Genomic DNA, 24,524 nt, shown 5'->3' with positions numbered 1-24,524 from the left:
TTATGAAGAAGATTATAACATTAGTAATAGTTTCTGCCCTAGGAGGTATCTTCACTTTAGGTGCATATAAATTAATGTTTGAAGAAGAAAAACCAATAATAGCTTCCTCACCGGAAACCCAAGCTACGTTTTTGCCAACCCGTAATGTTGGAAATTTAATGTATTCTAATGAAGCACCCGATTTTACTGCGGCAGCTGAAAACACGGTAAATGCAGTAGTACACGTAAAAAATGTAACCATGAGTTCGGGAGAAACCTCCTTTCAAGATTTTTTCTATGGAAGACGATCTCCACATCCTCAGGTAGGTACAGGTTCTGGTGTTATTATTAATGCAGATGGTTATATTATAACAAACAATCATGTTATAAAAAACGCACAAGAACTATCTGTTACATTAAATAATAATAAAACGTACAATGCTGAATTGATAGGTGCCGATGCGAAAACAGATATTGCCTTACTTAAAATTGAAGCAGACACGGAGCTGCCATTCGTAACCTTTTCAGATTCTGACAATGCCAAAATAGGAGAATGGGTTTTAGCTGTTGGAAACCCATTCAATTTAACATCTACAGTAACCGCTGGAATCATTAGTGCCAAATCAAGAGATTTATCTGGTGCGAGTACGCAATCTTTTATTCAAACCGATGCGGCTGTTAACCCAGGTAATTCTGGTGGTGCTTTAGTAAATACCAATGGTGAATTGGTCGGTATTAATACGGCAATATCATCTCAAACAGGATCATATATTGGTTACTCTTTTGCCGTTCCAAGCAACATTGCAAAAAAAGTGATTGAAGACATCATGGAATATGGTAATGTCCAAAATGGTATTTTAGGTATTCAAGGTGGTGATCTTAACAGTGACTTAGCAGAGCAATTAGACATTGATGAAACTGAAGGTGTTTATGTTGGCAGTGTTGTTGAAGGTTCAGGTGCAGATAAGGCTGGACTTCAAAAAGGAGATATCATTAAAGAAATTGATAATAAAGAGGTTTCTAAATTCTCAGATTTAACAGGGCATTTAAACGCGAAACGACCTAATGATATTGTTCGATTAAAGCTTTCTCGAGATGGTGAACTAAAAACAGTATCGGTTACGCTTGCAAAAAATGACACTTATGTTATGCCGCTCGTTGGACGTGTAAAAAATACAAGTCAAGCAGATTTAAAAAAGTTTAAAGCTAAAAACGGTGTGAAAATCACCCAATTAAATGATGAATATGCAGGATATTGGGAGAAAAATGGGGTTGTTAAAGGTTGCATTATTACAGCTATTAATGATGAACCAGTTTATTCTATAGACGATGTTAAAAACCTTATAAAAAACAGATCCTCTTATGACGCTTTAAGAATTGAACTTATTAATATTGATGGCGAAATAGAACGTTATAATTTTAGATAATCAAAAAGCCTTTAGTCTTTCCATAATCCTATTAAATTCAATGAATTTAATAGGATTATTTTTTTATAAATCATTTTACAAAAAACGATTAAATATGGTACATTAGTCTCAACTATTCACTACAAACTAAACTACTATTCTATGAGTCCTAAAAAAACTTATGAAAATGAATTGGCCTTTCAGGCAGATAGACGAAAAGCCACAGTAGAATTCATTAAAATTATCAGTGATTTATGGTATGATAAATCCATAGAATTGGTTCTTTTCAGGAATCAATTAATTGATAGGAATGTGAGTCAAATTTTAAATCTACTGGACTACTCCGGTAAATTTGTCCAAAAACCAATGTCCGTTTTTGATACGGTTGAAATTGCTCAGGCCATCAAAGCATTGGATCTTCCACCTGCCAAATTAGACATTGGCAAGCTTGTTTTTGAAATGCATAAGCAAGACAATAATCACCATGATGCAACAGCCTTTATTTCCCAAAAATTAAAGGATGCCAAGAAAAATGGCAGTTTTGAACCTAAAGATGTTGTTTTATATGGTTTTGGTAGGATTGGTCGCCTGGTAGCCCGAGAGCTTATGGTACGTACCGGTAAAGGAAGCCAATTACGATTAAGAGCCATTGTAACTCGAGGTCCCATTGATGAGGAAATTCTAAAAAAAAGAGCCTCACTGCTAAGAAATGATTCTGTTCATGGAGACTTTCCCGGAACCGTATCTATTGATAAAAAAAATAGTGCCCTTATTATAAATGGGACTACTGTAAAAATTATTTCAGCCAATAGCCCTGAAGAGATTGATTACACTACCTATGGCATCAACAACGCTTTAGTCATTGATAACACTGGCGCTTTTAGAGACAAAATAGCCCTCAGTAAACATTTAAAATCAAAAGGAGTACATAAAGTATTATTAACCGCACCGGGAAAAGAAGTCCCTAATATTGTGTATGGGGTTAATCAACATCAATATAATCCTGATGACGTTGATATTTTCTCAGCTGCCTCTTGCACCACCAATGCCATAAGTCCTATTCTTATGGCCATTGAAGATTCTTTTGGAGTAAAAAGCGGACATTTAGAAACCATCCATGCCTACACTAATGATCAAAATTTAGTTGATAATTTTCACAAAAAATACCGTCGTGGTCGTGCCGCGGGATTAAATATGGTTATTACTGAAACTGGTGCTGGAAGTGCTGTTTCAAAAGCTTTGCCGAGTTTAGAGGGCAAATTAACATCAAATGCAATAAGAGTACCCGTTCCTAATGGCTCCCTAGCGATACTAAATTTAGAACTCGACAAAAAAACTTCTCTAGATGGCGTGAATGCTATTCTAAAAAAGTACGCCCTTGAAGGACCACTGGTTGAACAAATAAAATTTGAATTGAGTGATGAACTCGTGTCAAGTGATATTGTGGGCTGTTCGGCACCTTCTATCTATGACAGCAAAGCTACTATTGTGCGAAAAGATGGAAAAAATATTATATTGTATATATGGTATGATAACGAATATGGATATAGCCATCAGGTCATAAGATTGGCAAAATACATAGCTAAAGTTAGGCGCTTTACTTATTATTAAAATAATAAAACCTAAAATATAATTTACATCGTATATAAACAAGCACAATCACTTGACGCTTTTTATTTATTTATAACCATATAGTTAACAATATTTTATAAATTCGCAACCAATACAACCAATTAAATTATGTTCAAAATGAACCCTGTCAAAACGATTTTTATAGCATTTTTAACTTGTTTATTCTCTCTTACCTCATTTTCACAAGACCAGCCTGAAGCACCTAAACCTTCATTGAACAGTGGTACGATAGAAAGTCAATTTGATTACCTTATAAGAAAATCGGGTAAATACCAAGAGTATAAAGTAGTTAAACAAACATGGCTTTATATATTAAAATCTCATACGCTGGATTCTTTAAAAGCAGTACATAAAGATTTAGCAGAAACGCAATTGGTAGTTAAAAACCAGTCAGAAGAAATTTCAGAATTAAAATCTAATCTGGCAAGTACACAAGCTAATTTAGACCAAACTAATGCTGATAAAGATAGCATTTCATTATTCGGAGCGCCATTAAGCAAAAACAATTACAAAGGACTTATGTGGGGTATAATTGGTGTATTATTTGCCCTATTACTTTTCTTCATCTATAAATTTAAGAGCAGTAATGATATTACAAGGGAATCAAGAAAAAATTTATCAGAGATTGAAGAAGAATTTGAAGAGCATAGAAGAACGGCTTTAGAACGTGAGCAAAAAGTGAGACGCCAATTACAAGATGAAATAAATAAGCAGAAAAAAGCTTAAAACCAAAAATACACTTTGTTTAAAAGGTTGCATTATTTCCATGAATGCAACCTTTTTTATTTCATGAACACATAACATTGTCATAGTATGCTAAATACAAGCATTTTAACTCTATACTGAGTAGGACACCGTTTACTTTAGAATATCCTATCCCATTAGAAATATCGAGTTCTTCATTTTTTTAATAATCCTATTATATAATGTGAATAGCTTAGAAATACTATATTATTTAATTACTTTTAAAGAGAACTAAATAGAATTGGTATGAATGATTTACAAATAGCTAAAACGGTGTCGTTGAAAAACATTACGGCCATTGCCGAAAAATTTGGTATTCCAGGAAAGGATATTGAAATGTATGGCAGGCACAAGGCGAAATTACCAATAAAATTCATCAATAAATCTAAAGCTAAAAAAAGTCATCTTATTTTAGTTTCGGCCACCTCCCCTACACCAGCTGGCGAAGGAAAGACAACCATTTCAATAGGTTTATCAGAAGGGTTAAACCGTTTAGGAAAAAAGTCCACGGTAGTATTAAGAGAACCTTCATTAGGGCCTGTATTTGGAATAAAGGGTGGTGCAACTGGTGGTGGATTTTCACAGGTACTGCCTATGGAAGATATCAATCTACATTTTACTGGAGATTTTGCTGCCATTGAAAAAGCGCATAACCTGTTGGCTGCACTTATTGATAATAATATCCAAAGCAAATCGACGTCTTTACATATTGACCCAAGAACAATAGGATGGAAACGTGTTTTAGATTTGAATGATCGCGCTTTAAGACGAGTTATAGTAGGTTTAGGCGGTACTAGTTCAGGAGTACCAAGAGAAACTGGTTTTGATATCACCGCTGCTTCAGAAATAATGGCCATTCTTTGTTTAGCAGAAAGTCTGAGTGATCTTAAACGGCGTTTAGGTCAAATATTTATTGGTTACACCTACGATAAGGAACCCGTTTATGCAAAAGATTTAAAGGCTCAAGGCGCAATGGCCGTGCTACTAAAGGACGCCATAAATCCAAATTTAGTACAAACCATTGAAGGTAATCCTGCCATTATTCATGGTGGTCCGTTTGCCAATATTGCCCAAGGGACCAACTCCGTTATAGGAACTTTAATGGGGATGTCACATTCTGATTATACCATTACAGAAGCTGGTTTTGGCTTTGATTTAGGCGCTGAAAAGTTTTTCGATATCAAATGCCAAAGTGCTGGGTTAAAACCAAAAGCTGTTGTTTTAACTACAACCATTAGAGCACTTAAATATCATGGTGGTGCCGATTTAAAATCTTTAACCACACCTAATATTGAGGCCATAAAAAAAGGGCTTCCTAATTTGGAAAAACATCTCGAAAACATCAATAAATTTCAAGTTGCCCCCATTTTAGCCATTAATAAATTTTCAACAGATACAGAAGAAGAAATTCAGGTCATTAAAGCATTTGCAAAGTCTAAAGGCATAAATGTTGCCGTAGCTGATGTTTGGCAAAAAGGCGGTGCAGGTGCTTTAGATCTGGCCCAGAAAGTAATTGATATTGTTGACTCAAATATTTCTAACTTTAAGCCTTTATATCAATGGAAGTCACCCGTTAAAGTAAAAATAGAAACAATAGCTAAGGAAATTTATGGCGCTGAATATGTGGATTATACAGCAAATGCCAAGGCACAACTTGCTAAAATAGCAAAGTTAGGCTTAGAACAATTACCTGTTTGTATAGCTAAAACCCAGAAATCACTATCAGATAACCCCAAACTCCTAGGTAGGCCAAAAGATTTCATAATAACCGTCAGGGAGATTGAAATAGCATCGGGTGCTGGATTTTTAATACCCATTACTGGTAATATAATGCGAATGCCAGGCCTTCCCTCTCATCCTTCTTCAGAGCACATAGACATCAATGATGATGGGGAAATTTCAGGATTGTTTTGATTCAGATAAAAGACCGATTACTAATATTGAAAAGATTTCTTCTGAATTTGTTTATTGCAGAAGATCAATAATTTAGCTTATAAGCCCTAACCGTATTATGAAAAAAAGTAGGAACAAGAAGCATTTGTGTTTCGTGTATAAAATCTATATCTGCCGCATTTATTTCCTGTTCTTTAGTATCAAGTAATAGTGTTTTAGTCCAATCTTTACTGTTTATGTGGTAAATCTCCCCTTTCCAACTAGAAGTAATAAAATCACCATTTTCCAATTTAACAATACCATCTCCATGACCAATACCATCAGTTAACTTCTGAAACTTATTTGTGGTCGTGTTATAAATTCCAAATTGCTGAGTTCCTGAATCTAAATAGTAAATACCTTCTTCTGTATGGAGCAAACCGTTTAATCTCTTCAAACTATCAGCCGCAAATACATTCAAAACTTCATCTTTAATTTGATAAATGGTATTTGAATTAGAACCGGATGCATAAACATAACCATTGGTATCCACCGTAATATCATTTAGCTGTGGATTATTTTCAACAGTATAAGTATTAGTAATTTTTCGAGAAGCTATATCAATCTCAACAACATCATCAATATCGTTCACAAATAGTTTTCCGTTACTAATACCTAAACCTTTTGGGGCACTTACCCCTTCTATCCATTTTAGATTTGTTATTTCTCCTTTTGTATTAATTGTTGATATAAAACCATTCCCATCCTTCTCCCAAGGTCCATTATTAATATTTGAAACATAAATGACCTGAGATGATTTGTCATATAACACAGATTCGCAAGTGGTTAGAAGTGAATCTGTTTCCCATACTAATTCTAGTGATGGGTTTAATTGAACACCTTCAATTTCTTTTTTTAATGCTTTGTTTTTGCCTCTATTATTACATGACAAAACAAAACATGACATAAAAACCGCGATTAATAGAAGTGAGTTTTTCATCAAATGTATATTTTTTAAAATAATAACTTCTAAGCAAATATCTTAGTCCACCCTTTCAATATGAGCACCAATGGCACGTAAGCGCTCATCAATATTCTCATAACCTCTATCTATCTGCTCTATATTCTGAATAGTAGAGGTGCCCTTAGCAGACAAAGCTGCAATTAATAAGGATACTCCTGCACGAATATCAGGAGACGTCATGGTTGTTGCTTTCAAAGTCGATTTATAATCATGTCCTATTACGGTAGCACGATGCGGGTCACAAAGAATAATTTTAGCTCCCATATCAATCAATTTATCCACAAAGAACAAACGACTTTCAAACATTTTTTGATGCACTAATACGCTTCCTCTAGCCTGTGTTGCAACTACTAAAATAATACTCAGTAAATCAGGTGTAAATCCTGGCCAAGGTGCATCAGATATGGTTAAAATAGAGCCATCAATAAAACTTTGTATTTCATAACCATCGGTATGCGCTGGAATATGAATATCATCACCTTGTCTTTCAACAGTAATACCTAATTTTCTAAATGTTTCAGGAATTAAACCTAAATCATTCCAAGATACATTGGTAATGGTTAATTCACTTTTGGTCATTGCCGCAAGCCCAATCCAACTCCCTATTTCAATCATATCAGGGAGCATTCTATGTTCAGTTCCCCCTAAGGAATCAACACCATCAATAATAAGCATATTTGAACCTACACCACTAATCTTGGCGCCCATTCTATTTAGCATTTTACAAAGCTGTTGTAAATAAGGTTCACAAGCCGCATTATATATAGTGGTTTGCCCTTCAGCCAAAACAGCCGCCATTAAAATATTGGCAGTACCGGTCACTGAAGCTTCTTCCAGTAACATATAGGTACCTTTTAATTTTTTGGCTTCAACACCATAGAACTGTTCTTCTTTACTGTATCCAAATTTGGCCCCTAACTTAATAAGACCTTCAAAATGGGTATCTAAACGTCGGCGTCCTATTTTATCTCCTCCAGGTTTTGGGATATAACCTTTGCCAAACCTTGCTAATAACGGACCAACAATCATAATAGAACCACGTAAGCCGCGACCATCAATCTTAAACTCGTCTGATTCTAAATATTTTAAATTAACTTCATCTGCCTGAAAACTATAAGATCCCTTTCCAAGTTTTTCAACCTTAACTCCAAGTTTTCGTAATAAGGCAATAAGCTTATTAACATCAACAATGTCCGGAATATTATTAATTGTAACTAACTCGGGGGTTAGTAAAACAGCGCATAAAATTTGTAAGGCTTCGTTTTTAGCTCCTTGAGGTTGAATGCTTCCTTTTAATTGGTGTCCACCTTCAATTTTAAATGTTCCCATAAAGTACTAGTAGCGTTTTCTTTGGCGATTATTAGAATTCTTTTTGTGGTGATGCCCTTTCTTATTGCTATTGTTAGAAAATTTATTTTTAGATCGCAATAAACTAGTAGCATCGGTTAAATCCTCTTTTGAGTCTTTTAAATTTAATTTCCCATTTGAAAGTTCAAAAAGGTGATCAAAAATAACAGCATCTTCTACCGTATCTTTATTCCAATTTAAAAAACACTTTTTCATATGATTGGCAATCGTATATGTTAAAGCATCTTTAAGATCACCATCTTCCCAGGTATTCGCCACATCAATCATGGTTTTTATATTGTTTCCGTAGAAACGATACTTTGGAAAGTTTTGGGGGTAGTTTAAAGGCGCTGGACGCTCTTCATAGATTTCTTTTGTTGGTATATCATAAGGGGAATCAGCATCCAATTCAAAATTAGACATGATAAACAATTGATCCCAAAGTTTATGCTGAAAATCTGGTACATCTCTTAAATGAGGCTGCATGTTACCCATTACCGCAATTATGGCCTTAGCCACCTTATTGCGTTCCTCTTTTTTTTCAAGTGATTTGGCGTAATTAATCATTTTCTGTATATGTCTCCCATATTCCGGAATGATTAAATGTTCACGCTCTGTGTTGTATTCTAAATTATCTATCAAAATAAATGTGTAGTGTTAAAAAAGTGCATGTAGTTGATATGCTCGCGCAAAATACAAAAAAAAACTAAAGACTTATGACGCCTTCTACTTTTTCTGCAACTTCTTTATACTTATCAATTACAGCCTCCGGGTTTTTCATTGAAACGTTTATAGAAAGGCTTGTATACTTACCATTTTTGGATTCTTTAGTCTCAATGACAGCACCTAAATTATTAAAAAGACCTTCTATTTGCTTAATCTTTTTAGTATCTGAAATAACAATAAACTTATACAAATACTCCGATGGCCAGAGTGCCGTATCATATAATTGCTCTTTTAATTTTTTATAAAATTCTTCTGAATTTGGTGGTGTGCTCATAGTATATTCTTCTAGTACAAATATACTGATTACTTTCCATTTTTTTTATCGCGGTTAAATTCCGATTTTTACAACAAATATAGGAGATTTGGACAAAAGAAAGATTGTTATAACGGGTGGGCCCGGTACTGGAAAGACTTCCGTTATTAATCACTTAAAAAGACAGGGGTATCATTGTTTTGATGAAATTATAAGACTATTAACTTCTGAAGCTAAAAAGGAAGTTGATACGTCCAATCATATTTCTAATCCAATTGTTTTTGCTAAAGATCCATTAGAATTCAATACGCGTTTGCTAAATGGACGTATAGAACAATTTAATAGTGCAAATACGCTTGAGGAACACACCTGTTTTTTTGATCGTGGGATTCCTGATGTTTTGGCATATATGGATTATTTTAATCAACCGTATGATAGCGTATTTGAAAATGCCTGTACCAACCACAACTATTCAAAGGTATTTTTATTACCACCCTGGAAAGCCATTTATAAAACCGATAGTGCGCGCTTTGAAACTTATGAAGAATTAGAGCAGATCCATAAATGTTTAAAATCTACCTATAAGGCCTTTGGATACACTATAATAGAAGTTCCTTTTGGTAGTGTAGACACACGCACAAGTTTTATTCTAAACAAACTCTAACTTGGTGGAACATCCTATTAACATATTAGAACGTTATTGGAACTTCACCAGTTTTAGACCCGAACAGGAAGCTATTATACAAGCTGTGCTAGACGGTGATGACACCTTTGTTCTGCTGCCTACTGGTGGTGGGAAGTCATTGTGCTTTCAAATACCAGCATTGGTAAAACGCGGTATTTGTATTGTCATTTCTCCCCTAATAGCCCTTATGAAAGATCAGGTTACAGCCTTAACGGATAAAGGGATAAAAGCCATGGCACTTACAAGCGGCCTAAGTTATAGTCAACTGGATACGCTTTTAGATAATTGCATTTATGGTAATTATAAATTCTTATACCTCTCCCCCGAACGATTGCAACAAGAGTTAGTTCAAGATCGCATTAAACAAATGAACGTTAACTTAATTGCGGTAGATGAAGCCCATTGTATTTCGCAATGGGGTAGTGATTTCAGACCTGCTTATAAAAACATTAACCTTTTAAGACAATTACAGCCTAGTACTAATGTTATTGCATTAACGGCTTCGGCAAGACCTAATGTGGTTCAAGATATTATAAAGGAACTCGATTTTATCCAACCAAAACTATTTAAAAAATCGTTCTCAAGACCAAACTTAGCCTATATGGTTTTTCATGAGGATGATAAGTATTACCGACTTGAAACCATATTAAAAAAAAATACAGAATCTTCAATCCTATATGTTAGGAACAGAAAGGCAACATTAGAATTAAGTACTTTTTTAAAATCAAAACAAATTTCGGCAACCTATTATCATGGCGGGCTATCAAATGACGAAAAGGATATCAATATGACCACTTGGGTAAATAATCAAACTCAGGTAATGGTGGCTACCAATGCCTTTGGCATGGGCATTGACAAACCCGATGTAAAAACCGTTATACATTTAAATTTACCAGAAAGCATTGAGAGTTATTTTCAAGAAGCTGGTAGGGCAGGTAGAAATGGAGAGAAAGCCTTTGCTGTGATCCTAAAAAACCACAGTGATAAGGTCTTAGTTCAAAATCAATTTTTAAAGGTTTTACCAACGGTCAGTTTTGTAAAACAGGTTTATAGAAAACTATGTAATTACTTTCAAATATCTTACGGAGAAGGAGAATATCTAACTTTTGATTTTGATTTCAGTACTTTTTGCAAAACCTATGCCTTCAATTCTATATTGTGCTACAATGCCTTATTAATACTAGATAGGAATAGTATTATCACCTTATCAAAACAATTTATTAATCGAGTTTCGGTACAGTTTATAATTTCTAATCATGCCCTATTTAGCTATCTAGAAACCCATGTAGAATTGAGTATCATTGTAAAATCAATATTAAGAATGTATGGTGGTATTTTTGACCATGTCACCAAAATTGATTTGAATAAAATTGCGGCTAAGGCATCTGCTAGTGAGCCCATTTTAATAAGCGCATTGCAGCTTTTAGAGCGCGATGAAATACTCACGCTCGACTTAGCAAAAACCGATGCACAAGTTACATTTATAGAACCGAGAGAAGATGACAAATCCATAAATAGAATAGCTTCCATTATAGAACAACAAAACACATTAAAACAAAATCAAGTTCATGCTATGCTGGATTATGTTGAAAACAACAGCCAATGCAAAAGCATGCAGCTTCTCGTTTATTTTGGTGAAAAGGATTCTAAACCTTGCGGCATTTGTTCTGTTTGTATAAAATCAAAGCAAAAGCACTCAACACAAGATTTAACAGCGTTAAGCACTCAATTAATTGCGTTATTAGAGCATGACGACCAATCCTCTAGAGCCTTATTGGAAAATTTGAATTGCTCTGAACACGAACTAACAACCGTTCTAAAATTATTATTGGAGCATCAAAGAATAAAGATTACGCCAAGAAACACGTATGAATTAAATCATTTATAAATAGTTTAAAGCTCCTGGAGTGCATTACGACAATAAAACGAAACAAAACACAAGCATTAATAGTGATAAAGAAATATTTTAATACATGAAAGACATAAGAATTGTATTTATGGGAACACCAGATTTTGCGGTGGACTCATTAAAGACCTTAGTTGAGAACCAATATAATATAGTAGGCGTTATAACTGCACCCGATAAACCTGCTGGACGTGGAAGAAAACTAAATGAAAGTGCCGTAAAACAATATGCTAAATCTGAAAATCTCAGGGTTTTACAACCTACCAATTTAAAGGATGAAGCTTTTTTAGCTGAGTTAAAAAGTCTTAATGCCAATTTACAGATAGTCGTTGCCTTTAGAATGTTACCCAAGGTAGTATGGCAAATGCCAGAATATGGCACATTCAATCTGCACGCTTCTTTACTCCCAAATTATCGAGGTGCCGCACCCATTAACTGGGCCATTATTAATGGTGAATCAAAAACAGGGGTTTCCACTTTCTTTATTGATGAAAAAATTGATACCGGAGCTATGATCCTTCAGGAAGACATTGACATCACACCAGATGAAAATGCAGGAAGTCTTCATGACAAATTAATGCATATGGGGAGCAAATTGGTTCTAAAAACAGTAGATAGTATAGCAAATAACGCTATTAAAATAACGCCACAGCAAGACACAGCTGATATAAAAACAGCATACAAATTAAATAAAGACAATTGTAAAGTAGATTGGAATAAGAGTCTAGAACATACCTATAACCATATTAGAGGGCTAAGTCCATATCCTGCAGCCTGGAGTACATTAATAAACGGCACTGATAAATTGGATGTAAAAATTTACAAAGCAAAAAAGGAATTTTCAGAGCACGACTTAGAGATTGGACAGATTATTTCCACAAAAAAAGAATTGAAGGTCGCTGTCCATCAAGGCTATATAATTTTGGAAGAAATAAAACTTCCAGGAAAACGCGCTATGGATATAAAATCCCTTTTAAATGGATATTCCTTTGAAGCAAATGCAAAAATGCTCTAAACCCTTGTGTCTACTGACTCTGCTAATTATCGGATAAAATACATATCTCTTATTAACAAATGCTATAAGTTATCAACAAAACTGGGTATTTCCCTTGCTGTTACTTGCATGATTGCATAATCCGTATAAATTTGTAAAGGATTTAACAAAAGTATAATCGATTTATTAATTATTAAATTTTATATTATGAACAAAACAGATTTAATCGACGCAATGGCAGAACACGCAGGAATTACTAAGGCAGCTGCAAAAAAAGCTTTAGAGTGTGCGCTAATTGAAATTGAAGGAGCTTTACAAAAAGGTAATAGAGTTTCTTTAGTAGGATTCGGATCTTGGTCAGTTTCAAAAAGAGCTGCTAGAGACGGAAGAAACCCTCAAACAGGAGAAACTATCAAAATCAAAGCTAAAAACATTGTGAAGTTTAAAGCTGGATCTGATTTATCAAGTGCAGTAAACTAAGCATTACATGCAAAAAAATATTGAAATGCCCTCACAATGTGAGGGCATTTCTTTTATATTTTAGTTAAACCTTGCATTTCATCGAAATAAATATTAGATTTAGTTATTAATTCCTCACAATTATGGTTAACACTAAACCCAAAAAAGGAGATTTGTTAATTGCTGAACCTGCTATTATAGGTGATGTATCCTTTAACCGTTCAATCGTTTTACTTGCCGATCATTCTGAAGAAGGTTCTATTGGTTTTATATTGAATAAACCTCTAGAATATTCCATAAACGATTTGATTCCTGAAGTAAATGCTTCTTTCAAAGTATATAATGGCGGTCCTGTTGAGCAAGACAATTTATACTTTATTCATAAAATACCCGAACTGATACCAGACAGTATTGAAATTTCATTGGGTATTTATTGGGGTGGTGATTTTACTAAAGTAGCTGCACTTATAAAAGAAAACATTATTAAAGAAACAGATCTCAAATTTTTCTTAGGATACTCTGGTTGGGAAGCCAGCCAATTAGAAAACGAATTGAAATCTAATTCTTGGGTAGTTTCTCAAAATATTTACAAGAAAAATATTATTGAAAAGGACTACCAAACCTTCTGGAAGGAAAAAATGTTAGAGTTTGGTGGTGAGTATAGTATCTGGTCTAATGCTCCTGAAAACCCTAGTTATAACTAGTTAAGTCTTATTTTTACATTAAGTTTTTGAACTAAACTTTTAGCCACAGCTGAATTAAATATTTTTTTTCTGTATTTGCTTATGGGTTGTATTCCTGCAATGACATTGGTTATAAAAAGTTCATCTGCTTTTTGCAATTCAAATGGTGATATTGATTCCTCCACCAATTCCAATTCAGGCAAATCTTTAATCAGGTTAAGTATTTGAGTTCGCATTATACCTTTTAAACAGCCTTCGCTTAAAGGAGGTGTTTTTATAATATTTCCTTTAACTAAAAACACATTTCCATTTAATGCTTCAACAATTTTTTTATTTGTATTTAATAAAAAACAATTGTTTAAACCATTTTCTTTAGCATATATACTGCCAATAACATTTATAGCTTTGTTATTCGTCTTAAGCGTTGATAATAGACTTGGTGACACGTAAAAATCTTTATACAAATCTACCTCGTAAAACTCATCCTTAATTAAATAAAAATCTTCATTCAATTTAGAGGCAGATATAACAAAACTAACATCATTAACGTTTGGTGTATACAAACCACCTTCATTTCTATGCACCATTAATTTCACTCGAGAAGTAACAGTATTTAACCCGCTATTTTCAAGAGTTTTACGAATCTCATCCTCTAAATACTCCATAGTAAAACGCATAGGGATTTCCATACGCATAATTCGCATGGAAGACATTAATCTAAAATAATGATCTTCCCAAAATAGGATTTTACCCCCACTAACTTTTATGGTTTCAAAAAGCGCATCACCATATGCATATCCCCTATTTTGAAAGGACATTTGCTCTTCTTTTTCTAAGATTGTTCCGTTAAAATTTGTCATAAAAAAAACCGCTATCATTATTTTGAAAGCGGGGCAAATATAATTTAAATTAAACTATTCTTTTTTAAATGGAACCTAATACTTGCTTTAAACTAGAAATTTGATTTGTCCAAAGCATTTTTGCCTCATCCAACTCATCTTCTTCAGAAAAATCGGTAACCATCAATGATACATCTTTTGTGATTTCATCAACTTGAATTCTAATTTCGAAATAGTATGATTGATCATCTTCTTCGTCTTCAAGCCATCTAAACTTAACGCGTTCACCACTTTTTTTATTTAATAGTTTTGCTTGTTCTTCACTCCCATCCCAAATAAAGGTGAATAAATTTCCTCGTAAATTCACATTATCAGCAAACCATTCAGATAAACCTGACGGTGTTGCTATGTATTGATACAATAATTGTGGTGATGCATGTATTGGGAATTCAATGTCAAATCTAATTTTTTCGTCCATATGTAGCTCAGAAATTTATTTTGCTCAATATATACATTAATTGATAAGAATAACAACAATATTTAATAATATTTTCTTGCAGTTCTGTTTGGATAAAATAATATTGTTTTTATATTTGCACCCTTAAATTATGGCGAGGTAGCTCAGCTGGTTAGAGCGTCGGATTCATAACTCGGAGGTCGCGGGATCGTGCCCCGCTCTCGCTACAGTTCTTAATCAGTTCCAAACTAACGGTTTAGTTCACACTAAACCGTTTTTTTATGCATACTCTTAATAAGTTTATTACATTTGAACACACAAATGAACACGATTTAGAACACGATTTGGCACACAAACCTAAGTTTTCAACCCCAAAAATTAACACCGCAAACGGCAATCTATCCAAACGTTGGTACGTCCATTATTCATATAGAGATCCAAAAACTGGAAAGTTAAAGCGTATGAATAATATTTATGGTTCAGCAAATTCATATAAAAATAAAGAAGATCGCCTAGCTGTCTTATCAATTTATAGAAAACGCTTAATCAAACTTCTCAAAGAAGGCTATGATCCCTTTATAGATAATACGGCATTTCATAATTCAAAGCAGAATAATGAAAACAATACGCCTGTTAAAATTGAAGTTCCAGAACATAAAATAGCTCCTAGCCCTTTACCGCAAGAACCAGTGGCTACACCTAAAAGTCCTTCTAAAGAACCTAGTAAAGTGGAAGGCATGTCTTTAAAAGAAGGTATTGCATATAGTTTAGAATTAAAAAAGAATCAAATTAGTGATCGCACCTATAAAGATTATCAGTACTCATCCAATACATTTATAGCTTGGATGCAAAGCAATAAGCCTGAAATTAAAACGATTGATCAAATCAATAAAAAAGTAGCTATGGACTTTTTGAATGCTATTTTAATAAGATCCAGTGCTAGAAACAGAAATAATTACCGGCTTAATTTAAGTACGCTTTTGCAAACTTTAGAAGACAATGAGATTATTTTAAGTAATCCCATGAAAAAAACACCGGTTTTAAAAAGCAAGTCTAAAAGAAACAAAACCTATAATCCTGCTGAAAAGGAAAAAATATTTGATCACTTAGAAAAAGAGGACCCAATGCTGCTCTTATTCATCAAATTCTTCTCCTATAATTTTTTGAGACCTGTTGAGGCCTGTCGCTTAAAAATAAAAGACTTTGATTTAGTAAATAAAACCATCCAATTTCAAGCTAAGAACAGCCCACTAAAGACTAAATTGATTCCTCAAATTGTTCTCGATGAATTACCAGATTTATCAAAATTAGACCCTGAGGCTTATTTATTTACACCTCATAAAATTGGAGGATTCTGGAATGCTACAGAAAAAAACAGAAGTAACTATTTCTCAAAACAGTTTAATAGTATTGTAAAAAAGCATTTTAAATTAGATGCCAATCAAACCATGTATAGTTTTAGGCACACATTTACCACAAAACTCTATCGTGCTTTGGTGAAAGCATCGTCCCCATATAATGCAAAAAGTCAACTCATGCAGATTACAGGGCATTCTACCATGACAGCTCTTGAGAAATATTTAAGAGATATTGATGCGCAATTACCAGAAGATTATTCTAACCTATTAAAAGATGTTTAATGACTTTTAATGATGACATTACGGGTTTCGTGAATAACCTTTATCGCCCCAGTATTTTTTATGTTCCTGAATCAATCATTCCGAATATTACAGAGGAGATGAAACAGGATCTTTTGACTTTTGGCGTTACCAATACATTGGTCATTATAAAAGCAAATGGAGAACATAAATTATATGAAAATTGTATTCCCGCAATTGAACTTTTAAATAAGGAGAAGCATCTTGAAAACAATATCTTTCAACTCTATAAGTTTAAGGAATTACAAGAGGATGCTTTTAAATACATCCTGGACTTATACCAGAAACATGTTGCTTCCTATGAATATATTTATGACTGGCTTTTAAATAATCTAGAAGATAATATAAAAGACGCTACAGCAGAACACAAAGCACATTTTCAAATGCAGTTTACAGCCATTAAGTCACATGCAATAAAATTGACTGAGTGCTTTGGTCATAAAAAACAGGCCGACCCAAAGGTGGTTCAAGAAAGCATAAGTAGTGTTTTTGGAGATATAAAAATACCAAAATCGGTCACCGGAATCTCGAAACCAACCAAGACTAAAGTTAAAACACCTAGAAAAAAGAAAAAGGTGCTCATTAGTTTTGAAGAAGCGGATAAATACTTACTTGAAACCGTTTTTAAGGTGAATTTAAAATCAAAAACACCTAATAACTAGTCCAAATTGACTAATTTAGCGTCAAACAAACGTTTGTTTGACGCTAAATTTAATAAATGAAATATTACACCTGTAAATACTGTTATAAAGAATTTATACCCAAAAGACGAGGCGTTCAGGTTTTTTGCAGCAATAGTTGTCGGTCTAAAAACCATCATCAAAAGATAACGGCAAAAAAGAAATTACTCAATACCACTACAAAAAATAATACACTTGTAACTGTTCCTGAAAAATCACCTCCTACAGATAAAGGTAAAATAGAAACCATGAGTTTAGCAGGTGTAGGAAATTCAACAGCGGGAAATATAATTGCCAACAAACTTCAAAATGCTTTTACCCCTTTAGAGAATCGGCCAGCCACCAAAGGCGATTTAAAAATGCTCGCCAATAAAATTACTAAACGCTATCACCCTGTAAATAATCTTCCTCATCGGAGTGATGGTGCGCTCCCCTATTTTGATTTACAAACGAATGAAATTGTTTATTCATTTTATCCTAAACTGACTTAAATCAAACACTAAATACATACCTTCTATACGCAAATAAAAAGTCTGAGGAAGTCCTATTCTTTATAAGTTAAATACTATAAAAACAATAGTTGACACCTATTAATTTAATCCTACATCTGGATTTAGAAAACAATTAGTTCCTATACCATAAATTCCCTCAAAATAACGTAAGAATAATACTAAACAAAACAAAGTAATTCGCTATATTTGGGAGTGTAATTTAACCTAATAACAGCATAGTTTTAACGATTAGATATATTTAAGCCTTATTACTTTTATCTGGTGGTTAACAACTATAAACAGGATACTTTGTTAGGATATAACTAGTTATGTGTAATTCTGAAAATCTTAGCATGAAACTCACTTTTGGTCTATTTTTTTTATTAATTCTAAACATAAATTCTCAGAATTTATCACATGAATTAGAAATTATAGAAAAAGAGAATCAAGAATGTTTGGATAAAGGAAAATTCATGTTTAATTGTTCAGTGAAATATTATCAAGAAAATGACAGTTTATTGAATATTGTTTATAACAAAATAGAAAGGAATTTAAACTCTGAAGAAAAGCTAAAAATAAGAGAATCCCAAATCGAATGGCTTGAGCTTCGGGATAAAGAATTTAAGAAAATAAACTCGGAAAATACTGGTTTCGGAAATGGTCTTGACGACAAAATGTTTAAATATCAGAAAAAAGCAGAGTTTGTTTCGGAAAGAATTAAGTACTTAATAAATGAATTTTTGAAAGCTTTAGGTGAATAAAACATATAGCTGAAGGAATAACTACACATAACACCGTTTATAATTAATTGCTGGTGAATTCTAGCCATAAAATAACAATACAAAACAAAGTAAATTTTAAAGGAAAAATTTAGCTATTTAACGTAGCAACTAATCATAAACAAGACCGTTAGGCAACATTATCACTCTCATGGCTACAATACAAGACACACTTAACGAAATTGAACAAATACAAGAGGAATTTAAGTTAATTGAAATTGAAAGTAGTTTGGTTGACGATTTAATGGGCTTTTCCACCTCTATATACTTTGACTATATTTCACATGCTGTTCTTGACCAAGCAAGGACAGTTGACCTCTCAAGTATTTCTTATTCTAAAAAATATTATGAATTGTTTGCACAAAAGGAACTTTTACAAACACATGTAAGGTTTAATAATATTGGACAATTATTCGTTATTTGGAACGCATATGAAAAGTATTTAAGGCAAAAATATATAGATGTATGCGGATCAACAGAATTCAAAGTGAGTATTTTATTTGAGGATTTGACTTTAAAACTGGATATAGAAAAAAGAGAGCAAACTCTAGAGGAATTTGAAGTAATTCGTAATACAAGGAATAGTTTATTTAACCCTAAATTCAAGCCTTTTCAAGGTTCTTTCTGTGGTACAACTTTTTACTTCATTCCTGGTGAATTAGTAAAACCTTTAAGAATTATGAATGTTATAAGGACAATGTGGGAACATTTTAAGAGATTAGAAAAAATTAACGTTGCCTAACTACGTGCATATTTAATTGTATAGCTAGTTAAGCAAAAGAATAATCCTTACCATTATTAAAAATCAATATAGCGTAAATATGAATTTTGGAAAAGCAAGACATTTTAAAAATGAGTTCTCAGAAGAAATAAACTCTTGTAATGAAAATGAATCAGATGGAATATTAATTACAATTCGTCGATTTGAATATTTTATAAAATCTGTATCGAATCAAATTGAGAGTGATAATATTCTTATAAAAAAAGAAATTGATAAAGAGGAATTTGATGTGGCTATTAGTATGCGAAAGCAATTTAATATTGATTCAAATTTGAATTATTTTTTAGACAATATTTTGAAATCGAATCTGGTTGGTATCTATTCATATTTCGAACATACATTAAAAAATATTTCCAAAATATGTGAATCACACATAAGTACAACAAAAACAATAGCCTCATTCAAAAATGGATCTTTAATAAATAGATACAATTCATTTCTAATTGATCAGGTTATACCGCTGCTTTCTAATGAAAATCAATCTTTTGAACGAATACTTGTATGGAATAAATTGCGAAATGATATTGTACATCAAAATTCATTTATTGAAAAATTTAATCCTAAAGACCTAGTGCATAATTCATTATTAATTCAGGAGGATACTTTTCAATTTCTTAAAAGCGACATAATAATAGAGTTCTTGCAAGAAATTGAAAGTTATTTATTCAAAATAATCAAATTAATAAATGAAAAATATGATTTGATTCAATATTCAAAATAAACGTTGCCTAACACCGTGTAAAATTAATTGCTAGTTCAAGCCTACTTACGAAATAAAAATACTTTGAATATAAAAAAATAGCTTTTAGTAAATATGAAAGAATTTCAAGATAAATTAATTGAATTACTTTACACAAATGTTCAAGTAGAACGAGAAGAGATATTCTCAATAAATTCAGATAATTATACACCTCTTCACTTAAAAAAAGATGCGAGAATAATGTTTCCAGGATATTTTGGAGAAAATTTCAATAAAGGAGGAACAATTGTTTTTGGAGTAAATCCTGGAGGAGGAAGTGATAAGCGAATTCAAAGACATCCGAGTGACAATTTATTATATCCACTTTTAGAAAACTTTAAACAAAGTAAAAGTAACAAGATTGAAATATATCAAACAATTAATAAAGAATTTCCAGAAATATTAAAATCTTGGAATCTATGGAGAATATTTGAACCAACACTTCAAGCTTTAGATAATAATTTGAAAAATATAGCATATTTTAATGCAATTCCATATAGAACAAAACAAGATAAAAAACCTCCAGTTTTTGCTCAAAGGAATTCATTCAACCTATTGATTAATCCGATGCTAGAGTTAATAGAACCAAAGTTAATTATTTGTCTTGGGAAAAAAGCAGGTGGAATTGTTGATAGATTTACTGAAAATATTGATATTATCACAATACCACGTACCATTGGAGACTCGTACATCAGTCAAGAGGCAAATGAAATACTTGAAAATTTAAGATTAATACGAGTAGATTAAAAAAAACACCAACCAAAAATGCATAACCAAAATTGTTGCTTTTAGTAAAATAGAATATTTCTTAATACTAATTTTAGTAGTTATATAAAACGAAAAATTGCAAAACCAAAACACAACTTTGGTTATACTAAACCGTGGCCAGTAATTTGAGAAACGACGTTACAACTATAAAATCATAAGAAATGAATTTTAATCAAGCTACCGAATTAAAAAATAAAAACGAACATTTAATCGGACAAAAATATAGAGGTGGAACAATCGATGAGTTAAATAATACGTCCAACTAATGAAAAAGAATTTGATGCTTTTGTTAAATCATATTTGAGAACGATGAATGCAGAAGCATCAATTCAACCATTTTTGAGAAGTGATTTAGCTGTTGACGTAGTTTGCGATAGAGCAAAAATTAGAACAAATGGTATATTTTTTAGAACGGAATTAGAAAGTCTATTAGATGAAAAATTGGATGTAAAATTTTAAAAAAAAGTTATGACAGAACAAGAAGCAAAAAACTTATTATACGACCTCTGGCAAAATGGAGAAATCCCAAATAATTTCGACGAAGACCATTCAGATTATGATAAGGCCGTAAAATACACAAAGGAAAATGGTCAATTTGATTACGAAGAATTTTATGCAAGTATTGCTATAATAAAGTTCGGAATTTGGCAAGTAGAGTCTGATGCATTAGTTGGTAAAGGTGGAAGAGATTATATCATAGAAAGCAGTAGATTTTGGGAAACCAGAGATTATAATGGTCATCTAGTTTGGGATTGGTTAATTCATTTGACCGAAAAAGCGTGGATTAATAAAGAAAATGTAAAAGACTTGAATACAGCATTCTTTTTCTGTCAAGATTATTTCAGAAAAAACAAACCTGCCAATTTACCGTATGTATCTACTGCTCAAACTTTAAATATTCAAAAACAAATATTAGAAATAGAAGAGGAAATGGCAAAATCTGAAAAAGTCAGTGAACTCGGAATTGTTGAAATTGACACTGAAGATATGCTGAAATATAGAGATTTAATGAACAATATTAAATATCTATAGTAAAAAAACTACAGCTNTAAGATTACATTTATCTTTAGACTTCAAAACACCGAATATGGTATATAAATTATCAGCTTAATTTCAATTTTAACCTGTAGCCATATTTCAGGACGAGACATTAAATGAAAATAAGAACAATAAACATATTAATGCTGATTTTAATATTCATCAATTGTAAAAACAAGACAACTGAACCAGAACAATTGAATATAAAACAGAATTCTGAATTAGAAGAAAAAATCGAACCCGAAACCAAAACTCAAATTAATACAACTGAACTGAATTTGGAATCAACTGATAAAATGTTTGACTTTCTTTCTGAAAAATATTCCAAAGTCTATGAATATAAAGGAATGGATTCAAGACAATTAATCGGAATTTCGTTTATATCAAAAGATAGCATTGACTATTATTTAAGTTCAGAAACTATGCCTTGTGACACGGAATATTACGGAAAAGCGTTTAATAGAAATTACGGATTGGATTCAGAAATTGACGAAGATAAAAATGGTATTTCTTATCCTGCAAACGAATACTCAAATGACCAAAAAGATTATATGATTTATATACGAGTTGCATTGGACTCGACAAAAGTAAAAATCGGATATACAGACAATGTAACTGACGGAACGGATTGTGCACCGAACACAGTAAGTATAATGAAAAAAATAAAATAACGTGTGCCAACACCGTATAAAAAAAATTGCTAGTTTTAGCTAAACCAAAGTTAGTTGCTCGTTTGCTAGCTTCTGATTTTCCTTCGGAAAATCCTCGCACACAAACACGCAACTTTCCTTATACAACAACGTTGGCGTGCATTTGAGAAACACTATGGATAAAAAGGCGAAATCAATTTTATTTAAAACTTATTGGAGTTCTCAAGGCTGGAAACGTGAATATGAAACTGACCCAATAGATTTTGAATATGCTAAATCAAAAGGACTAATGTTCGAGCCTGTTTCAATGTCAATGAAAGAGGTGAAAACTGAATTGAAAAACATATTAAACGAAATCAGTACAAAAAAAATAACTAACGGATTTTTATCAAGTTTGTCTAATAAAAGACTTGATTGGCGTTCTGCTATTGCCAGTTATTTCAATGCCAAATTAATACTTGAAGGAAAAAGAGAATTTTATCGACCTGAAATTTTTGAATACAAAAATGAAGACCTGAATGTTCTAAATTTTGAGCGAATTAAATGGAGCGGAGTTAGACATTCAGATTTATTATATAATTATCTTGATTTAAAATTATTTAGTCAAGAAAATATTAGTGAACCAACTGAATTAGACATTAAGACTTTTAAAGGAATTTTAAAATGTATAAATGATTCAGAAATTGGAGAATATCCAGGTAAATTAAGAGATAGATTAAAAGAAGTTATGAAAGGAAGTAAAAATGAACGACATACAATAATGGAAATTCTTGGCTGTTGTGAAATTTTGGAACCTAAAAATTATGATAGACCAACAACTGGCAGACACGATTGGGCTTTTGTTGAATATTGGAGAGGAGAAGATAAATTCAACAAAAAAATAGTTGATGAATATTTTGAACAGTATCTGAAATAAAAAACGACACGCCAACAAAGTACTGTGGTAAAAAACAAATAAAAAAGCATTAACTTTTCACTAAAGTACTTCTATAAGAATCATCATATATTAAACCTGATTTTGCGATAGCAAAAGCCTGTTTTAGAAGCTTATTACACACGGCTATTAAAGCTAGTTTTTTACTCTTCCCTTTTGCTACAATGCGTTCATAAATATCTCTGCATGCTTTGTTGTATTTACAGGCATTAAAACTGCACATAAATAATAAATTACGCAGCTTTTGATTCCCTATTTTACTAATCCTACTGCGTCCATTTACACTGCTACCACTCTTTCTTACTACAGGAGTTAATCCAGCATAACTGCATAGTTCACTTGCGCTTGTAAAACGATCAAAACCATCGGTAAGAACCACTAACATCAATGCTGTTTTATTTCCAATCCCTGGTATGCTTTTTAAGCGAGTTAATACATCGTGGTGAACTTCTTTTACTAACACCAGTAGCTTATCCTCCAAGATTTCTATCTCTTTTTGTACTTGTCTTAAACTGCGCTTTATAGAACTCTGAACGACTTTACTAGGATTTCCTAAAACGGCTTCACCATGTATTTTATTCTTCAGCATAGTGCTCTGTTTTGTATACACAGAAAGGAGTCTGGTCATTTGAAGACATTCTCTCTGATGTTTAGATTGACCTTCCCAAAGCTTTAAATCTACTTGTTTTGCATATTCACAAATAAGTTTAGAATCACTTTTATCCGTCTTGATCTTAGACAATTTCATCTGGATAAACCGCTTGACAGCTAAAGGATTTTCTACTGATACTTTTATCCCTAACTCTAGTAAATAATAAGCTAATTGATAATGGTAATAACCAGTGGCTTCCATAACACAATGACTATTTAGTGTTAGAAGTTTAGCAAGGTTTTTAAAGCCTGAAATCGTGTTTTTAAACTGATAGTAATTCCCATCAGAATCGGTGACATCAAAAACCAAATGACTAATATCTATTCCAAAATATTTAATATCTTTATT

At 32.4% G+C, this 24,524-nt stretch carries 27 protein-coding genes and 1 tRNA gene; 21 read left to right on the top strand and 7 right to left on the bottom strand.

What is annotated here, in order from left to right; all coding sequences use genetic code 11:
- Positions 1-2: 2 nt before the first annotated feature.
- The 4 genes from IE051_RS00140 to IE051_RS00125 all read left to right on the top strand — a co-directional run bounded on the left by IE051_RS00140 (position 3) and on the right by IE051_RS00125 (position 5,675).
- Positions 3-1,406: a trypsin-like peptidase domain-containing protein gene (locus IE051_RS00140; RefSeq protein WP_189358241.1), complete on the top strand. Its 1,404-nt coding sequence runs from the start codon at positions 3-5 to the stop codon at positions 1,404-1,406.
- Positions 1,407-1,547: 141 nt separating this feature from the next.
- Positions 1,548-2,996: a glyceraldehyde-3-phosphate dehydrogenase gene (locus IE051_RS00135; protein WP_189358239.1), complete on the top strand. Its 1,449-nt coding sequence runs from the start codon at positions 1,548-1,550 to the stop codon at positions 2,994-2,996.
- Positions 2,997-3,134: 138 nt separating this feature from the next.
- The gene (locus IE051_RS00130; RefSeq protein WP_189358237.1) at positions 3,135-3,743 is read left to right on the top strand and encodes a tRNA (guanine-N1)-methyltransferase; all 609 of its coding nucleotides are present in this window, start codon (positions 3,135-3,137) and stop codon (positions 3,741-3,743) included.
- A 264-nt stretch (positions 3,744-4,007) separates the two neighbouring features.
- Positions 4,008-5,675, top strand: a complete 1,668-nt coding sequence (locus IE051_RS00125; protein WP_189358235.1) for a formate--tetrahydrofolate ligase — start codon at positions 4,008-4,010, stop codon at positions 5,673-5,675.
- A 64-nt stretch (positions 5,676-5,739) separates the two neighbouring features.
- On the opposite strand, the gene IE051_RS00120 is transcribed toward IE051_RS00125, so the two are convergent.
- The 4 genes from IE051_RS00120 to IE051_RS00105 all read right to left on the bottom strand — a co-directional run bounded on the left by IE051_RS00120 (position 5,740) and on the right by IE051_RS00105 (position 9,004).
- Positions 5,740-6,633, bottom strand: a complete 894-nt coding sequence (locus IE051_RS00120; RefSeq protein WP_189358233.1) for an NHL repeat-containing protein — start codon at positions 6,631-6,633, stop codon at positions 5,740-5,742.
- A 42-nt stretch (positions 6,634-6,675) separates the two neighbouring features.
- Positions 6,676-7,986 carry a UDP-N-acetylglucosamine 1-carboxyvinyltransferase gene (gene murA / locus IE051_RS00115; protein ID WP_189358231.1) on the bottom strand — a complete coding sequence of 437 codons (1,311 nt, stop codon included), beginning with the start codon at positions 7,984-7,986 and terminating at the stop codon, positions 6,676-6,678.
- Between the two features lie 6 nt (positions 7,987-7,992).
- Positions 7,993-8,646 carry a DUF4290 domain-containing protein gene (locus IE051_RS00110; RefSeq protein ID WP_189358229.1) on the bottom strand — a complete coding sequence of 218 codons (654 nt, stop codon included), beginning with the start codon at positions 8,644-8,646 and terminating at the stop codon, positions 7,993-7,995.
- Positions 8,647-8,710: 64 nt separating this feature from the next.
- Entirely contained in the window at positions 8,711-9,004 is a 294-nt protein-coding gene (locus IE051_RS00105; RefSeq protein WP_189358227.1) for a DUF493 family protein, read from the bottom strand.
- Positions 9,005-9,092: 88 nt separating this feature from the next.
- On the opposite strand from IE051_RS00105, the gene IE051_RS00100 reads away from it, so the two are divergent.
- From IE051_RS00100 to IE051_RS00080, 5 genes are all read left to right on the top strand, one after another.
- Positions 9,093-9,647 carry an AAA family ATPase gene (locus IE051_RS00100; RefSeq protein ID WP_189358225.1) on the top strand — a complete coding sequence of 185 codons (555 nt, stop codon included), beginning with the start codon at positions 9,093-9,095 and terminating at the stop codon, positions 9,645-9,647.
- Between the two features lie 4 nt (positions 9,648-9,651).
- A complete protein-coding gene (locus IE051_RS00095) occupies positions 9,652-11,556 on the top strand; it encodes a RecQ family ATP-dependent DNA helicase (RefSeq protein WP_189358223.1) in 1,905 nt (634 codons plus the stop codon).
- Between the two features lie 85 nt (positions 11,557-11,641).
- Positions 11,642-12,589: a methionyl-tRNA formyltransferase gene (gene fmt / locus IE051_RS00090; protein WP_189358221.1), complete on the top strand. Its 948-nt coding sequence runs from the start codon at positions 11,642-11,644 to the stop codon at positions 12,587-12,589.
- A gap of 186 nt (positions 12,590-12,775) precedes the next feature.
- The gene (locus IE051_RS00085; RefSeq protein ID WP_189358219.1) at positions 12,776-13,048 is read left to right on the top strand and encodes an HU family DNA-binding protein; all 273 of its coding nucleotides are present in this window, start codon (positions 12,776-12,778) and stop codon (positions 13,046-13,048) included.
- A 122-nt stretch (positions 13,049-13,170) separates the two neighbouring features.
- On the top strand, positions 13,171-13,731 hold the full coding sequence (locus IE051_RS00080) for a YqgE/AlgH family protein (RefSeq protein WP_189358217.1): 561 nt from the start codon (positions 13,171-13,173) through the stop codon (positions 13,729-13,731).
- On the opposite strand, the gene IE051_RS00075 is transcribed toward IE051_RS00080, so the two are convergent.
- Positions 13,728-14,570: an aminotransferase class IV gene (locus IE051_RS00075; RefSeq protein WP_189358215.1), complete on the bottom strand. Its 843-nt coding sequence runs from the start codon at positions 14,568-14,570 to the stop codon at positions 13,728-13,730. The two genes, IE051_RS00080 and IE051_RS00075, sit on opposite strands and share 4 nt — an antisense overlap.
- Before the next feature lie 64 nt (positions 14,571-14,634).
- Entirely contained in the window at positions 14,635-15,027 is a 393-nt protein-coding gene (locus IE051_RS00070; protein ID WP_189358214.1) for an START-like domain-containing protein, read from the bottom strand.
- 132 nt (positions 15,028-15,159) lie between these two features.
- On the opposite strand from IE051_RS00070, the gene IE051_RS00065 reads away from it, so the two are divergent.
- The 12 genes from IE051_RS00065 (at position 15,160) to IE051_RS00010 (ending at position 23,506) form a co-directional block, all read left to right on the top strand.
- Positions 15,160-15,233 (top strand) — tRNA-Met (locus IE051_RS00065).
- Between the two features lie 54 nt (positions 15,234-15,287).
- Entirely contained in the window at positions 15,288-16,646 is a 1,359-nt protein-coding gene (locus IE051_RS00060; RefSeq protein ID WP_189358212.1) for a tyrosine-type recombinase/integrase, read from the top strand.
- On the top strand, positions 16,646-17,326 hold the full coding sequence (locus tag IE051_RS00055; protein WP_189358203.1) for a hypothetical protein: 681 nt from the start codon (positions 16,646-16,648) through the stop codon (positions 17,324-17,326). The genes IE051_RS00060 and IE051_RS00055 overlap by 1 nt, the downstream gene beginning before the upstream one ends.
- A gap of 56 nt (positions 17,327-17,382) precedes the next feature.
- On the top strand, positions 17,383-17,835 hold the full coding sequence (locus tag IE051_RS00050; protein WP_189358201.1) for a hypothetical protein: 453 nt from the start codon (positions 17,383-17,385) through the stop codon (positions 17,833-17,835).
- 353 nt (positions 17,836-18,188) lie between these two features.
- On the top strand, positions 18,189-18,596 hold the full coding sequence (locus IE051_RS00045; RefSeq protein ID WP_189358199.1) for a lysozyme inhibitor LprI family protein: 408 nt from the start codon (positions 18,189-18,191) through the stop codon (positions 18,594-18,596).
- 169 nt (positions 18,597-18,765) lie between these two features.
- Complete coding sequence (locus IE051_RS00040) at positions 18,766-19,356, top strand: hypothetical protein (protein ID WP_189358197.1); 591 nt, start codon at positions 18,766-18,768, stop codon at positions 19,354-19,356.
- Between the two features lie 79 nt (positions 19,357-19,435).
- The gene (locus IE051_RS00035) at positions 19,436-20,116 is read left to right on the top strand and encodes a hypothetical protein (RefSeq protein WP_189358195.1); all 681 of its coding nucleotides are present in this window, start codon (positions 19,436-19,438) and stop codon (positions 20,114-20,116) included.
- 93 nt (positions 20,117-20,209) lie between these two features.
- On the top strand, positions 20,210-20,881 hold the full coding sequence (locus tag IE051_RS00030; RefSeq protein WP_189358193.1) for a hypothetical protein: 672 nt from the start codon (positions 20,210-20,212) through the stop codon (positions 20,879-20,881).
- A gap of 330 nt (positions 20,882-21,211) precedes the next feature.
- On the top strand, positions 21,212-21,361 hold the full coding sequence (locus tag IE051_RS00025; RefSeq protein ID WP_189358191.1) for a hypothetical protein: 150 nt from the start codon (positions 21,212-21,214) through the stop codon (positions 21,359-21,361).
- Positions 21,362-21,370: 9 nt separating this feature from the next.
- Positions 21,371-21,934, top strand: coding sequence for a hypothetical protein (locus IE051_RS00020; RefSeq protein ID WP_189358189.1), 564 nt, complete (start codon positions 21,371-21,373; stop codon positions 21,932-21,934).
- Between the two features lie 122 nt (positions 21,935-22,056).
- Positions 22,057-22,611 (top strand): hypothetical protein, encoded by a 555-nt coding sequence (locus IE051_RS00015; protein ID WP_189358187.1) that lies wholly within the window; start codon positions 22,057-22,059, stop codon positions 22,609-22,611.
- A gap of 154 nt (positions 22,612-22,765) precedes the next feature.
- Complete coding sequence (locus IE051_RS00010) at positions 22,766-23,506, top strand: hypothetical protein (RefSeq protein ID WP_189358185.1); 741 nt, start codon at positions 22,766-22,768, stop codon at positions 23,504-23,506.
- A 49-nt stretch (positions 23,507-23,555) separates the two neighbouring features.
- Here IE051_RS00010 and IE051_RS00005 read toward each other — a convergent pair.
- Positions 23,556-24,524, bottom strand: a 969-nt coding sequence (locus tag IE051_RS00005; protein WP_229796685.1) for an IS110 family RNA-guided transposase, incomplete at its 5' end; no start/stop codon positions are given.

It is taken from the genome of Algibacter mikhailovii (genome assembly GCF_014651495.1).
Taxonomy (GTDB): domain Bacteria; phylum Bacteroidota; class Bacteroidia; order Flavobacteriales; family Flavobacteriaceae; genus Algibacter_E; species Algibacter_E mikhailovii.
Note: the sequence above shows the minus strand (reverse complement) of the source record. Positions and strands in the feature narration are given on the sequence as shown.

Excerpts from the sequence above, each read along its gene's own strand:
- IE051_RS00040 (WP_189358197.1), top strand. The coding sequence starts at position 18,766 with ATGGCTACAATACAAGACACACTTAACGAAATTGAACAAATACAAGAG.
- IE051_RS00105 (WP_189358227.1), bottom strand. The coding sequence starts at position 9,004 with ATGAGCACACCACCAAATTCAGAAGAATTTTATAAAAAATTAAAAGAG.
- IE051_RS00060 (WP_189358212.1), top strand. The coding sequence starts at position 15,288 with ATGCATACTCTTAATAAGTTTATTACATTTGAACACACAAATGAACAC.
- IE051_RS00125 (WP_189358235.1), top strand. The coding sequence starts at position 4,008 with ATGAATGATTTACAAATAGCTAAAACGGTGTCGTTGAAAAACATTACG.
- IE051_RS00135 (WP_189358239.1), top strand. The coding sequence starts at position 1,548 with ATGAGTCCTAAAAAAACTTATGAAAATGAATTGGCCTTTCAGGCAGAT.
- IE051_RS00045 (WP_189358199.1), top strand. The coding sequence starts at position 18,189 with ATGAAACTCACTTTTGGTCTATTTTTTTTATTAATTCTAAACATAAAT.
- IE051_RS00075 (WP_189358215.1), bottom strand. The coding sequence starts at position 14,570 with ATGACAAATTTTAACGGAACAATCTTAGAAAAAGAAGAGCAAATGTCC.
- IE051_RS00120 (WP_189358233.1), bottom strand. The coding sequence starts at position 6,633 with ATGAAAAACTCACTTCTATTAATCGCGGTTTTTATGTCATGTTTTGTT.
- IE051_RS00015 (WP_189358187.1), top strand. The coding sequence starts at position 22,057 with ATGAAAATAAGAACAATAAACATATTAATGCTGATTTTAATATTCATC.
- IE051_RS00020 (WP_189358189.1), top strand. The coding sequence starts at position 21,371 with ATGACAGAACAAGAAGCAAAAAACTTATTATACGACCTCTGGCAAAAT.
- IE051_RS00085 (WP_189358219.1), top strand. The coding sequence starts at position 12,776 with ATGAACAAAACAGATTTAATCGACGCAATGGCAGAACACGCAGGAATT.
- IE051_RS00130 (WP_189358237.1), top strand. The coding sequence starts at position 3,135 with ATGAACCCTGTCAAAACGATTTTTATAGCATTTTTAACTTGTTTATTC.
- IE051_RS00050 (WP_189358201.1), top strand. The coding sequence starts at position 17,383 with ATGAAATATTACACCTGTAAATACTGTTATAAAGAATTTATACCCAAA.
- IE051_RS00070 (WP_189358214.1), bottom strand. The coding sequence starts at position 15,027 with ATGGACGAAAAAATTAGATTTGACATTGAATTCCCAATACATGCATCA.
- fmt (WP_189358221.1), top strand. The coding sequence starts at position 11,642 with ATGAAAGACATAAGAATTGTATTTATGGGAACACCAGATTTTGCGGTG.
- IE051_RS00025 (WP_189358191.1), top strand. The coding sequence starts at position 21,212 with ATGAATGCAGAAGCATCAATTCAACCATTTTTGAGAAGTGATTTAGCT.
- IE051_RS00035 (WP_189358195.1), top strand. The coding sequence starts at position 19,436 with ATGAATTTTGGAAAAGCAAGACATTTTAAAAATGAGTTCTCAGAAGAA.
- IE051_RS00080 (WP_189358217.1), top strand. The coding sequence starts at position 13,171 with ATGGTTAACACTAAACCCAAAAAAGGAGATTTGTTAATTGCTGAACCT.
- IE051_RS00030 (WP_189358193.1), top strand. The coding sequence starts at position 20,210 with ATGAAAGAATTTCAAGATAAATTAATTGAATTACTTTACACAAATGTT.
- IE051_RS00055 (WP_189358203.1), top strand. The coding sequence starts at position 16,646 with ATGACTTTTAATGATGACATTACGGGTTTCGTGAATAACCTTTATCGC.
- IE051_RS00140 (WP_189358241.1), top strand. The coding sequence starts at position 3 with ATGAAGAAGATTATAACATTAGTAATAGTTTCTGCCCTAGGAGGTATC.
- IE051_RS00010 (WP_189358185.1), top strand. The coding sequence starts at position 22,766 with ATGGATAAAAAGGCGAAATCAATTTTATTTAAAACTTATTGGAGTTCT.
- murA (WP_189358231.1), bottom strand. The coding sequence starts at position 7,986 with ATGGGAACATTTAAAATTGAAGGTGGACACCAATTAAAAGGAAGCATT.